Origin of the sequence: Pseudomonas sp. 18173, from assembly GCF_050432945.1 — a bacterium.
GTDB lineage: Bacteria > Pseudomonadota > Gammaproteobacteria > Pseudomonadales > Pseudomonadaceae > Aquipseudomonas.
The window spans coordinates 99,862-112,511 of the sequence record NZ_JBKFTN010000019.1; the positions used below are offsets into that span (position 1 = coordinate 99,862).

The 12,650-nt window shown below is 59.4% G+C and carries 9 protein-coding genes and 1 pseudogene; 5 read left to right on the top strand and 5 right to left on the bottom strand.

The genetic code is table 11. From position 1 onward, the window contains the following. Positions 1-213: 213 nt before the first annotated feature. Together ACLD1X_RS20935 and ACLD1X_RS20940 are read left to right on the top strand one after the other, a co-directional pair. Positions 214-1,530, top strand: a pseudogene (locus tag ACLD1X_RS20935) (ATP-binding protein); the annotation flags it as partial. Positions 1,531-1,579: 49 nt separating this feature from the next. Further along, positions 1,580-4,525, top strand: a complete 2,946-nt coding sequence (locus ACLD1X_RS20940; RefSeq protein ID WP_429370876.1) for an HD domain-containing phosphohydrolase — start codon at positions 1,580-1,582, stop codon at positions 4,523-4,525. On the opposite strand, the gene ACLD1X_RS20945 is transcribed toward ACLD1X_RS20940, so the two are convergent. Then, complete coding sequence (locus ACLD1X_RS20945) at positions 4,526-5,008, bottom strand: GAF domain-containing protein (RefSeq protein ID WP_429370878.1); 483 nt, start codon at positions 5,006-5,008, stop codon at positions 4,526-4,528. Beyond that, positions 5,005-5,895, bottom strand: a complete 891-nt coding sequence (locus tag ACLD1X_RS20950) for an ATP-binding protein (RefSeq protein ID WP_429370880.1) — start codon at positions 5,893-5,895, stop codon at positions 5,005-5,007. Before ACLD1X_RS20950 ends, ACLD1X_RS20945 begins: the two co-directional genes overlap by 4 nt. A gap of 123 nt (positions 5,896-6,018) precedes the next feature. On the opposite strand from ACLD1X_RS20950, the gene ACLD1X_RS20955 reads away from it, so the two are divergent. Next, positions 6,019-8,382 carry a response regulator gene (locus tag ACLD1X_RS20955; RefSeq protein ID WP_429370882.1) on the top strand — a complete coding sequence of 788 codons (2,364 nt, stop codon included), beginning with the start codon at positions 6,019-6,021 and terminating at the stop codon, positions 8,380-8,382. Here ACLD1X_RS20955 and ACLD1X_RS20960 read toward each other — a convergent pair. From ACLD1X_RS20960 to msrB, 3 genes are all read right to left on the bottom strand, one after another. Further along, complete coding sequence (locus ACLD1X_RS20960; protein WP_429370884.1) at positions 8,366-8,827, bottom strand: MarR family winged helix-turn-helix transcriptional regulator; 462 nt, start codon at positions 8,825-8,827, stop codon at positions 8,366-8,368. The two genes, ACLD1X_RS20955 and ACLD1X_RS20960, sit on opposite strands and share 17 nt — an antisense overlap. Then, positions 8,824-9,309: a glutathione peroxidase gene (locus ACLD1X_RS20965; RefSeq protein WP_429370886.1), complete on the bottom strand. Its 486-nt coding sequence runs from the start codon at positions 9,307-9,309 to the stop codon at positions 8,824-8,826. The genes ACLD1X_RS20960 and ACLD1X_RS20965 overlap by 4 nt, the downstream gene beginning before the upstream one ends. A 198-nt stretch (positions 9,310-9,507) precedes the next feature. After that, positions 9,508-9,903: a peptide-methionine (R)-S-oxide reductase MsrB gene (gene msrB / locus ACLD1X_RS20970; RefSeq protein WP_429370888.1), complete on the bottom strand. Its 396-nt coding sequence runs from the start codon at positions 9,901-9,903 to the stop codon at positions 9,508-9,510. A 226-nt stretch (positions 9,904-10,129) separates the two neighbouring features. Here msrB and ACLD1X_RS20975 point away from each other — a divergent pair, with 226 nt between their 5' ends. Then, positions 10,130-11,341 carry a pyridoxal phosphate-dependent aminotransferase gene (locus tag ACLD1X_RS20975; RefSeq protein ID WP_008017190.1) on the top strand — a complete coding sequence of 404 codons (1,212 nt, stop codon included), beginning with the start codon at positions 10,130-10,132 and terminating at the stop codon, positions 11,339-11,341. Positions 11,342-11,657: 316 nt separating this feature from the next. After that, entirely contained in the window at positions 11,658-12,548 is an 891-nt protein-coding gene (gene htpX / locus ACLD1X_RS20980) for a protease HtpX (protein ID WP_007973520.1), read from the top strand. Positions 12,549-12,650 lie beyond the last annotated feature (102 nt).

Sequence of the window (12,650 nt, forward strand, 5' to 3'; positions counted from 1 at the left end):
ATAACTATAATCAATATAATATTTTTCATCGCTTCCAACCCAAGAAGCACTGCAATTCAAACAAAATACTTATGACAATAATCAAAAATAATTATATATACACTCACTTACTCCACTCCCTCTCATGGTTTTTAAAAATTATTTATTTTATAAAAATTATAAAGTGGTTAGGACTTGACGATTAAATAGGGTTTTTGTCGTAAGTCGCAAAATGCCAGAATCGAATCAGGACGCTTGAGCCTGAGCCCGGAGCGGGTCAGTCCGGGTGAACTGGTGGCTTCGGTCGTGCGGATTTTCGATGGCCTGGCCCGACAGAAGGAACTCGAGCTGGTGCTGGAGTTTTCACCGGCCAACCCTACCTTCGATGTGTTGCTCGACCCTTTGCGTTTCAAGCAAGTACTGTCCAACCTGGTCAGCAATGCCATCAAGTTTACCGAGCAAGGCCAGGTCCGGGTCATTGTCGACCTGCATCCGGCCATGCAACCTGAGCGCGTACAAATGCGGGTGCTGGTTCACGACACCGGGATCGGGATCAGCGAACAGGATCAACAGCGCCTGTTCGAACCCTTCGCTCAGGCCGACAACGCCACGCAATCGGCCAGGGGGGGCGCAGGGCTTGGGCTGGTGATCAGTCGCAACCTCTGCGAGATGATGGGCGGCAGCCTGCAATTATGCAGCGAGCCGGGCATCGGCACTCAAGTGGAGGTGTTGCTGCAGCTGGAAACCTTGCCGCTGCAACAGTCAGCCCAGGTGGCCGAAACGCAAATCGTCGTCGCCACGACCCCATTGAATGTTCTGGTAGTCGACGATCACTCGGCCAATCGTTTGCTCACATGCCAGCAACTGGAGTTTCTTGGGCATCGGTTTACCGTCGCGGCCGATGGCCAAGAGGGACTGGAGGCATGGAAAGGCCAACCGTTTGATCTGGTGATCGCCGATTGCAACATGCCGGTCATGAACGGCTACGAGCTGGCCCGTGCCATTCGCCAGCACGAACGACAAGACCATCGTCCTCCCTGTACCGTTCTCGGCTTTACCGCCAACGCCCAACCCGAAGAAGTACAACGCTGCAAACAAGCCGGAATGGACGACTGTCTGTTCAAACCCCTCAGCCTCGGTGCCTTGAGTCAATGGATGGAAGGCATTGAACCCACTCAGGCACCCCCTGCGTTCAGCCTGCACGGGTTGAAACTGCTGACAGGGGGCAACCCGGTGCTGAACCGGCGATTGTTGAACGAACTGGTAAGCAGCAACCGCCAGGATCTGCAAACGCTGCAGTCGCTATCCGCCTCCGGGGATACGCAGGCGCTGCAGGATATTGCCCACAAAATCAAAGGTGCGGCCCGGATAGTGCAAGCCTCCCGCTTGATCGATCGCTGCGAGGCGCTCGAAGCAGCCTGTCATGAGGGTTTTGATCACGCAACAGTGGCTGGATGCTGCAAATCCATGGAGTGCACCCTGCTTGAGCTGGAGCAAGCGTTGTTATGTCAGATTGAGCATTACGACAAAAGCAAAGTGACAGAGCCTTAACTATGCTTGGACCCTCGGCAGTGTGTTGACCATCATGGAGAGACCCGCAATGCCTGACCCACTGCGCACCGATCCACGCCGGTTACCACTGCATGTCCATATCAGCGTGATGTTCACTTTTTTGTTGTTGCTGACCGGAGTGGTGCTGGGTCTTTTCAACTACCGGCAAACCACACAAATCATACTGTCGAGCAGTGAGAAACTCTTCAACCGCATTGAGCAGGATGTCCGCCTGGACCTGCACGCAACCTATGAACCCATTCGTCATCTGTTGAGCCTGCTGGCACTGAACCCGGCAGGCCAGTCCCCTGATCTGGAACAACGCCTGGCACTGCTTGGACCGTTCAGCCAGTCACTCGAGGACAACCCCAATCTGGCTTCGCTGTACCTGGGCTACGACAACGGTGACTTTTTCATGGTCCGCCCGCTGCGTACCCCAGAGGTCAAGGCCCTGGTCAAGGCCCCGGACACAGCGGCTTACCAGGTCTGGAGCATCGAGCACAAAAGCGCTGGCCAGCCCCTCTCCCAGTCGTTGTTTTTCGACCGGAACCTGGCACTTGTCAGCCATCAGGACAACCTGAATGACACGTACGACCCACGCAATCGTGCCTGGTTTATCAGCGCCCGCAGTGAAACCGACCAGATCACGACCGAACCCTATATCTTTTTTTCCACCCACAACATTGGCACGACGCTGGCGCGGCGCAGTGGCGACAAGGCAATCCTGGCCGCCGACCTGACACTGGCCGAACTCAGCGCCACCCTGGCCAAGCACGTCGTGACCCCCAATACCGAAATCGTGCTGTTCGATGCCGAAGGCAATGCCATTGCCTACCCTGACAGCCGCAGGCTGATCATCGATGATCAGACATCCCGCCTGATCAAGGCGGCGGACCTGAGCCCCGGCCTGGGTGCGCTGCTCAACAGTCCGCCTGAAGGCAGTCGCCTGAACGCCGAAGGCCGGCAGTGGATCGTGGCGCAAAGCAGCATGCAGGAAGGCGGCCCCCACGGCCTGCGGCTGGCTCTTCTGGTACCGGAAGACGAGTTGCTCGTCGACGCTTACCGAATGCGCTGGCAAGGTGCGCTCATTACCCTGGCAACACTGCTGTTATGCGTGCCACTGGGTTGGCTGACATCAAGAGTCCTGGTCAAACCCTTGCGTGCGCTGGTGCAGGAGGCCGATGCGATTCGCAGTTTCGATTTCAATTTTCCGCTTTCCCGTCGTTCGCCGGTGCTCGAAGTCGACCTGTTGAGCGTGTCGATGGCACGGATGAAGGACACACTGGCGAGCTTCTTCCAGATCACTGACAGCCTCAGCGCCGAAACCCGCTTCGCCCCGCTGCTGGAGCGGGTGTTGTTCGAAACCGTGAAGATCGGTCAGGCCCATGCCGGCCTGATCTATCTGCGCGAAGGGGATGGCCAGCACATGGAGCCCCACGGACTGGTCATCAATGACACCGCCGCAAACCTGCAAGCCTTCGACATCCGCGGACATTCCCTCGATAACGCGCAAAGCCCCCCATGGCTGCACCAGCTGGCAATCGCCGACAATGTCGTCAGTAACCTGGGTTTCGAGCAGGCGGGGGATCTGCAAAAAGTCTTGCTCGCGCTGGAAAGTCCTCGGGTCCACCTGATCGGAATCCGCCTGCACAATCGTCACAACGAAACCGTGGGCCTGCTGGTCTTGCTATTGGCCGACAGCGGCAAGCAGAGCGATCTGGACAAACTGCGTCCGGACCGCATTGCATTTCTCCAGGCGGTGTCCGGCGCGGCTGCGGTGTGCATCGAAAGCCAGCGCCTGCAAGCCCGGCAAAAACAGCTGCTGGACGCCTTCATTCAACTGCTGGCCGGTGCCATCGACGCCAAAAGCCCCTATACCGGCGGCCATTGCCAGCGCGTGCCGGAACTGACCCTGATGCTTGCCCAGGCGGCGGCAGCCAGCCAGGAACCCGCCTTTCGCGCCTATCAGCCGACCGAAGATGAATGGGAGGCACTGCACATTGCCGCCTGGCTGCACGATTGCGGCAAGGTCACCACACCGGAATACGTTGTCGACAAAGCCACGAAACTGGAAACCCTGACCGATCGCATCCACGAAATCCGTACCCGTTTCGAGGTACTCAAGCGCGATGTCTGGATCAGCTACTGGCAGGCCATTGCCCTGGGCGGTGACGAGCAATCGCTGGCAGAACTGCGCAATGCCAGCCTGGCCGGGCTGGATGATGACTTCGCCTTCGTTGCCCGCTGCAATCTCGGTGGCGAAGCCATGGCCGACGCTGATCTGCAACGCCTGCGCCGCCTGGCTGAACGCACCTGGACCCGGACCCTGGATGACCGGCTGGGCGTGTCCTGGGAAGAAAACCGGCGTCAGGCCCGAACGCCCGTCCCCACCCTGCCCGTCAGCGAACCGTTACTGGCGGACAAGCCCGAGCACCTGTTCGAACGCAACGAAAACGAAGTGATACCGCCCGATAACCCCCTGGGCTTCAAGCTCGACGTTCCGCCCCACAAATACAACCGGGGTGAGCTGTACAACCTGAGCATTGTCCGCGGCACACTGACGAGCGAGGAGCGTTATGTCATCAATAACCACATCGTTCAGACGATCCTGATGCTCAACCATTTGCCGTTCCCCGAGCACTTGCGCAGCGTCGCGGAAATAGCCGGCGGGCATCACGAAAAAATGGACGGCAGTGGTTATCCGAAACGCTTGAAGCGAGAAGAAATGAGCCTGCCGGCGCGGATGATGGCGATTGCCGATATTTTCGAAGCGCTGACTGCCGCCGACCGCCCCTACAAAAAAGCCAAGACCTTGAGCGAGGCGCTGGGCATCATGGCGTTCATGTGCCGTGACGCCCATATCGATCCGGAGCTGTTCGAGCTGTTCATCAAGGCACAGATCCATTTGCAGTACGCCAGGCGCTTCCTCGCCCCTGAGCAGATCGATGCGGTGGACGCGTCGGGCCTGCTGGCCAAGGCCGGCCTGGCGTCTTGATCAGCAGTCGGTCAGGCGCAGGAAAATCGCCGCCAGCTGTTCGATCCCGGCCTGGTCCTGTGCGCTGAAGCGCGCCAGTTTCGGGCTGTCCAGATCAAGCACGCCGATCAAGCGGCCGTCCTTGACCAGCGGCACCACCAGTTCGCTGTTCGAGGCGCTGTCGCAGGCGATGTGACCGGGGAACGCGTGCACATCTTCAACCAGCTGAGTCTGCAAGGTGGCTGCCGCTGCCCCGCAAACACCACGCCCGAACGGAATCCGCACGCACGCGATCTGCCCCTGAAACGGGCCCAGCACCAACTCCTCATTGCGGTTGAGGTAGAAACCGGCCCAGTTCAGGTCATCGAGCTGATTGAACAGAAACGCCGAGAATTGTGCGGCATTGGCGATGAAATCCCGCTCGTCCGCCAGCAGGGACTCCAGTTGCGCGTGCAGCATGCCGTAGCCTTCGAGGCCCTGGCCGCTCTTTTGTAAATCGATCATGCCTTGTGCTCCAACAGTTTCAGCCCGACCCAATAACGGGCAAATTGATAAGCGCAACGTCCATTGCGATTGCCCCGGCCGGTGGCCCAGCGTACCGCCAGAATGTCCAGTTCTTCGGTGCGCTGCCACGCCAGTCCGGCCTTGCCGGCCAACTGGCCGATCCAGTGTTCGACGACGTTCAGGAAGTGTTCCTGGGTAAACGGATAGAACGACAGCCACAAACCGAAGCGGTCCGACAGCGCGATCTTGTCTTCCACTGCTTCGCTGGGATGCAGTTCGCCGTCGACCCGTTTCCAGTTTTCGTTGTCGCTTTCCTTTTCCGGCACCAGGTGGCGACGGTTGGACGTGGCGTACAGCAAGACGTTGTCCGGTGCCTGTTCCAGCGAGCCATCAAGGACGCTTTTGAGCACTCGGTAATCGCCCTCGCCCGACTCGAACGAGAGGTCATCGCAAAACAGCACGAAACGCTGGGGTAGTTTGCCAATCTGTTCGACCACTCTCGGCAGGTCTGCCAGGTGATCACGTTCAATCTCGATCAAACGCAAGCCGGCCTGGGCGTGCTCGGCCAACAGGGCGCGCACCAGCGACGACTTGCCGGTGCCGCGCGAGCCCCAGAGCAAGGCGTGGTTGGCGGGCATGCCATCGAGGAACTGTCGGGTATTGCGTCCAAGTTGCTCGACTTGCCGGTCGACGCCGATCAGGTCCGACAGGCGCATGTCGAGGCTGACCTCCAGCGGCATCAGATAACCGCCGCGCGACTCTCGCTGCCAGCGCGCGGCCAGGCATTGTGTCCAGTCGATGGCTGGCCGGGGTGCCGGCAGCAACGGCTCGATACGGGCCAGGACGGCATCGGCGCGTTCAAGAAAAGCATTCAATCGGGAATCCACGACTTCTCCTCGGGCACGTTCACGGTAATGATGGTGATACAGCGACAAAACACAGCGTCAGACAACTGGCTGCCCCCACGGTACGGGCCTCGCGAGAACATCGGCAGGCAGGCATGATCGACTATGCTTGAGCAGCGAAAGGAAACGGAAGTGGTTCACTCCCCCATGGACATCAAATTCACCAACCGGCTGTCGTTCAAACAGGCCCGGCTTACCGTGCTGGTCGGCTTCATTCTGGGCACGCTGCTCAGCCTGCTGCAAATAGGCATCGATTATGCCAGTGAAGACGCCTCCATCAATCGTGAAATCCTTTCATTACTGGAAATCAGTCACAACCCGGCCTCGCGAATCGCCTACAACATTGACGCCGAACTCGCCAAGGAACTGACCCAGGGCCTGCTGCGCTCGCCGGCGATCATCAGCGTGAAACTGACCGACAACAACGGCACTGTGCTGGCCAACGTCAAGCGACCCGGCATACAAAACGGTTACCGGATGTTCAGCGATTTCCTGTTCGGCGCCAATCGACAATTCGAAGACCGGCTTTACTTGGATAACTTACCCAACGAGTCCCTGGGTACACTGCGACTGAACGTCGACACTTACGCCTTCGGCGACCGGTTCCTGCGCCGGGCCGAGGTGACCCTGCTCAACGGCTTCGCCCGTAGCCTGCTGCTGTCCGGCATCCTGCTGGCGCTGTTCTATGTGATGCTGACCAAACCTCTGGTGCGGGTCATCCGTGAGCTCAGCAGTCGCGACCCGAGCAGTACCGAACCGACGTCACTGGAATGCCCCGCCGGGCACGCCAATGATGAGATCGGTGTCCTGGTCAAGGTTGCCAACCAGCAGTTCAGGAACATCGCCACCGAAATCCAGCAGCGGCGCAATGCGGAAAACCGCCTGACCGAGTACCTGGGCCAACTGGAAAACATTGTCTCGGCCCGTACCGCCGAGCTCAAGGCGATCAACGCCCGGCTGAGCCAGTCCAACGAGGAACTGGAGGTCGCCCGCAGTACCGCCCTCGACATGGCCGACGCCCGCTCGGTGTTCCTGGCCAACATGAGCCATGAAATTCGCACGCCCCTCAATGGCTTGCTCGGGATGATCGCGCTGTCCCTCGACGGGCCGCTGAATGCCGAACAACAGCAGCAGCTGTCAATCGCCCATGACTCGGGCAAAGTGCTGGTGGAATTACTCAACGATATTCTTGATTTGTCGAAGTTCGATGCCGGTCAACTCGAACTCGAACACATCCCCTTCGACCTCGGCTCGCTGATCGAAGACACCGCCAACCTGCTGTCGCAGAACGCCGCCCCCAGTGTCGAACTGACCTGCCTGATCGACCCGCATTTCCCGGCACTGGTGCTCGGCGATCCGACCCGGGTCCGGCAGATTGTCAGTAACCTGCTGTCCAACGCCCTCAAGTTCACCCGATTCGGACGTGTCGACGTGCGCCTTTCGACGTTCGGGGATGGCGTCAGAATCGAAGTCTGCGACACCGGCATCGGCATTCCTCCCGATGCCCAGGTCAAGATCTTCCAGCCGTTCACCCAGGCCGGTGCCGGTATTACCCGCCAGTTTGGCGGCACCGGGTTGGGCCTGGCGCTGACCTACAACCTTTGCGAAGCCATGCAGGGGCGCCTGACGATCAGCTCCGAGCCGGGTTTTGGCAGCCAGTTCTGCGCGGACTTGCCATTGCCCAGCCATACCCGTGCAATGCCTGCCGTTTTGCTCAAGGGCAAAGTCGTCGCCATCACAGCCGCCAGCAGCGGGCTGGGCGAGTTGCTCAACAGTCTGTTGCCGGGCTGGGGGCTGGACTATGAACGGCGCTCCATGGATGACTCGCTGCTTGGCCTGGCAGCCGACGTGCTCATTACCGACTGCCCCGAATGCCTGTTCAATTTGCGCCCCACCCTTGGTGCCCCGATCCTGCTGATCACCGCTTATGGCCATTTCATGCCCAGCGAAGAGGCCAACGCCCTCGCCCCCTTGCAGCAACAGGCACGCCCCCTGGCACGCAATACGCTGTATCAGACGTTGCGGCGGATCCTGCAACCGGAAACTCACCCGATCAGCGATACCCGACTCGACACGCAATGCCCGCAACGCCGCGGGCGCGTGTTGCTGGTGGAAGACAATCCGGTCAACCAACTGGTGGCCAAGGGCATGCTCGGCAAACTCGGCTGCGAGGTCACTACCGCGGCTCATGGTGCCGAGGCCCTGGATCAACTCGAGCAGCGGGATTTCGACCTGGTGCTGATGGACTGCAACATGCCGGTGATGGACGGCTATGAGGCCAGCCGGCAAATCCGCCGCAGCGGACGCTGGCCCCAACTGCCCATCGTCGCCCTGACGGCCAACGCCATGTCGGAAGAGCGCGAACGCTGTCGCGCCGCGGGCATGAGCGACTACCTGGCCAAACCCTTCCGGCGAGAAGAACTGGCCGCCCTGCTCGACTTGTGGGTTCCCGCTACGACAGCGCCTTGATCTGTCCCAACAGGTGATCGAGACCAGCGCGCAAGTCGTTGAGACGATTCAGATCGACCCCACTGTCGCACAACAGACGCGCCTTGAGTGGCCCGACCTGGTCGCGCAAGGCCATACCGGCCGGCGACAGGCTCAAATGCACTTCACGCTCATCCCGCGCCGAACGCTGGCGCTGCACCAGTTGCAGTTGTTCCAGGCGCTTGAGCAACGGGGTCAGCGTGCCGGAATCCAAGGCCAAACGCTCCCCCAGCGCCTTCACGGTCGGTTGTTCCGGGGCTGTTTCCTGCCACTCCCACAGCACCAGCATCGCCAGGTACTGAGGGTAAGTCAGGCCCAACTGATCGAGCATCGGCTTGTAGGCGCGAATGACCGCACGGGAAGCAGCGTACAGCTTGAAACACAGCTGGCTGTCGAGCCTCAGGGAATCGACTGACAAGCTGCTCATTTGAGCAGGGCTTCGATTTCGTGGGTCAGGTCCTGCGGCTTGGTCGCCGGGGCGAAGCGCTTGACCAGTTGCCCGTCCTTGCCGATCAGGAACTTGGTGAAGTTCCACTTGATGCCCTGGGAACCCAGCACACCCGGTGCGCGCTTTTTCAACTGCACGAACAGGGGATGGGCGTCGGCGCCATTGACTTCGATCTTTTTGAACAGCGGGAAGCTGACACCGAAGTTCAGTTCGCAGAACTCGGAAATCGCCCCTTCATTACCCGGCTCTTGCTTGCCGAACTGATTGCAGGGAAAACCGAGCACCACCAGGCCCTGGTCCTTGTAGGTCTGCCAAAGCTCTTCAAGGCCCTTGTACTGCGGAGTGAAACCGCACTTGCTGGCGGTATTGACCACCAATACGGCTTTACCGGCGAAATCCGCCAGGGTCTTTTGCTCGCCCTTGATGGTGGTGCAAGGGATGCTCAGCAGGTTGTCGCTCATGATGAAAGTTCCGGATTCGGGAAGATGAGCTAAACATAGCGAGCAATTGAATTGCGTGCAATTTAAATTATCGAACGCCAATCCACTACTGTAGGAGCGAGCATGCTCGCGATGGACCAGAGAACGGCTCGGGGCACCAGGCTTCCCGAGTTATCGTTGACGACCATCGCGAGCAAGCTCGCTCCTACGGGGCTCGCATTACTCGCGTGGAACGAGGTCCAGGCACACCGAATTGATGCAGTAACGCAGGCCGGTAGGCGGTGGGCCGTCCGGGAAAACGTGCCCCAGGTGCGCGTCACATTTGGCGCAGACCACTTCGGTGCGGATCATGCCATGGCTGACGTCACGGATTTCGGTCATGGCGCTGTCGCCGATCGGCGCATAGAAACTCGGCCAGCCGCAACCCGAGTCGAACTTGGTACTGGAGTCGAACAGCGGCTCTTTGCAGCAGATGCAGTGGTACACACCGTCGGTTTTGGTGGCGTTGTACTTGCCGGAAAACGGTCGTTCGGTGCCCTTGAGGCGGCACACGTTGTATTGCTCTGGATCGAGCATCGCCTTCCATTCTTCCAGGGTTTTTTCCAACTTTTCCATCATCACACCTCAGCGGCTGAAAAAGCCCGATCTGTACCTTTTCCACGGATCGGGCGGCACGTATGATTGCGCCTCGTCAAACGCCAGTCTGGCAGCCAGACCACGCGCATTCAAACGGAAATATGGGTGCTGCATCTCAAGGCGTCAGGCCTGTGTGAATACGCAGGATTCCCAGCACGGTTGTCCAAACGCCGTCTGGATCGTTCATTTTCGGGAACACATCGCCATGCAGGTCAGCAAATCGAACAAGCTCGCCAACGTCTGCTATGACATTCGCGGCCCGGTGCTCAAGCACGCCAAGCGCCTGGAAGAGGAAGGCCATCGCATCCTCAAGCTGAACATCGGCAACCCGGCGCCTTTTGGTTTCGAAGCGCCGGACGAAATTCTCCAGGACGTGATCCGCAACCTGCCGACCGCCCAGGGTTACAGCGATTCCAAGGGCCTGTTCAGTGCGCGCAAGGCCGTGATGCAGTATTACCAGCAAAAGCAGGTAGAAGGCGTCGGCATTGAAGACATCTACCTGGGCAACGGCGTATCCGAACTGATCGTGATGTCGATGCAGGCCCTGCTCAACAATGGCGACGAAGTGCTGGTGCCTGCGCCTGACTATCCGTTGTGGACCGCAGCCGTGAGCCTGTCCGGCGGCAATCCGGTGCATTACCTGTGCGACGAGCAAGCCAACTGGTGGCCGGACCTGGCCGACATCAAGGCCAAGATCACCCCGAACACCAAGGCCCTGGTGATCATCAACCCGAACAACCCGACCGGCGCGGTGTACTCCAAAGAAGTGCTGCTGGGCATGCTGGAACTGGCCCGCCAGCACAATCTGGTGGTGTTCTCCGACGAGATCTACGACAAGATCCTCTACGACGATGCCGTGCACATCTGCACCGCTTCCCTGGCGCCCGACCTGCTCTGCCTGACCTTCAACGGTTTGTCCAAGTCCTATCGCGTGGCCGGTTTCCGTTCCGGCTGGATCGCCATTTCCGGGCCGAAACACCACGCCCAGAGCTACATCGAAGGCATCGACATGCTGGCGAACATGCGCCTGTGCGCCAACGTGCCCAGCCAGCACGCGATCCAGACCGCCCTGGGTGGCTATCAGAGCATCAATGACCTGGTGCTGCCGCCAGGCCGCTTGCTGGAACAACGCAACCGCACCTGGGAATTGCTCAACGACATTCCGGGCGTGAGCTGCGTCAAGCCGATGGGCGCGCTGTATGCATTCCCGCGGATCGACCCCAAGGTCTGCCCGATCCATAACGACGAAAAATTCGTCCTCGACCTGCTGCTCTCGGAAAAGCTGCTGGTGGTTCAAGGCACCGCATTCAACTGGCCATGGCCAGACCACTTCCGCGTCGTGACCCTGCCACGTGTCGATGACCTGGAGATGGCCATCGGACGCATCGGCGGCTTCCTCAAGTCCTACCGCCAGTAAGCGCCCAATCACCGTGCGACGCGCCTGCATGTCGCACGGTGATTCATCCGGCAACACTTTTTTGCATTCCGCCACTGGCTGCCGCTTTGCCCGCCGCCGGGTAACGTCTTGCCTGCTCGCGCCTGACAAAGGCGGGGCTTTGGACATGAACTGACCGACAAACACTTCCCGCACTCGCGTAGGAAATGCCCTGCAAGCAGCTAGACTGTTGCCGTAGGACACAGTTTGAAATAGTCACCCGGTTGAATACCCCGGTGCAGCACCTTATATACCCCGCAGTACGCTACATCTTAAGCATGAGGAGATTTCTACAACCATGATGCGCATCCTGCTGTTCTTGGCCACTAACCTGGCGGTCGTGCTGATTGCCAGCATCACCCTGAGCCTTTTCGGCTTCAACGGGTTCATGGCGGCCAATGGGGTTGACCTCAACCTCAATCAGCTGCTGATTTTCTGTGCGGTCTTTGGTTTCGCCGGCTCGCTGTTCTCGCTGTTCATCTCCAAGTGGATGGCGAAGATGAGCACCAGCACCCAGATCATCACCCAGCCACGCACCCGTCACGAGCAATGGCTGCTGCAAACCGTCGAGCAACTGTCCCGCGAAGCCGGGATCAAGATGCCCGAAGTCGGTATCTTCCCGGCCTACGAGGCGAACGCCTTCGCCACCGGCTGGAACAAGAACGACGCACTGGTCGCGGTCAGCCAGGGTTTGCTCGAGCGCTTCTCGCCGGATGAAGTGAAAGCCGTCCTGGCCCACGAAATCGGTCACGTAGCCAATGGCGACATGGTCACCCTGGCACTGATTCAGGGCGTGGTGAACACCTTCGTGATGTTCTTTGCGCGGATCATCGGCAATTTCGTCGACAAAGTGATCTTCAAGAACGAAGAAGGCCAGGGCATTGCCTACTACGTGGCGACCATCTTCGCCGAACTGGTTCTGGGCATCCTGGCCAGCGCCATCGTCATGTGGTTCTCGCGCAAGCGCGAATTCCGTGCCGACGAAGCCGGTGCAAACCTGGCCGGCACCGCCGCGATGATTGGCGCCCTGCAACGTCTGCGGGCGGAACAAGGCCTGCCGGTGCACATGCCCGACACCCTGAACGCCTTCGGCATCAACGGTGGCATCAAGCAAGGCTTCGCTCGCATGTTCATGAGCCATCCGCCACTGGAAGAGCGTATCGACGCCCTGGCTCGTCGTCGCGGCTAAGAGGCTCCACCGCAAATGAAAGGCCCGCAGTGATGCGGGCCTTTTTTGTCTGCTGGATTATTGGGTGTTCTTTCGGCCCCCTTCGCGAGCAGGCTCGCCCCC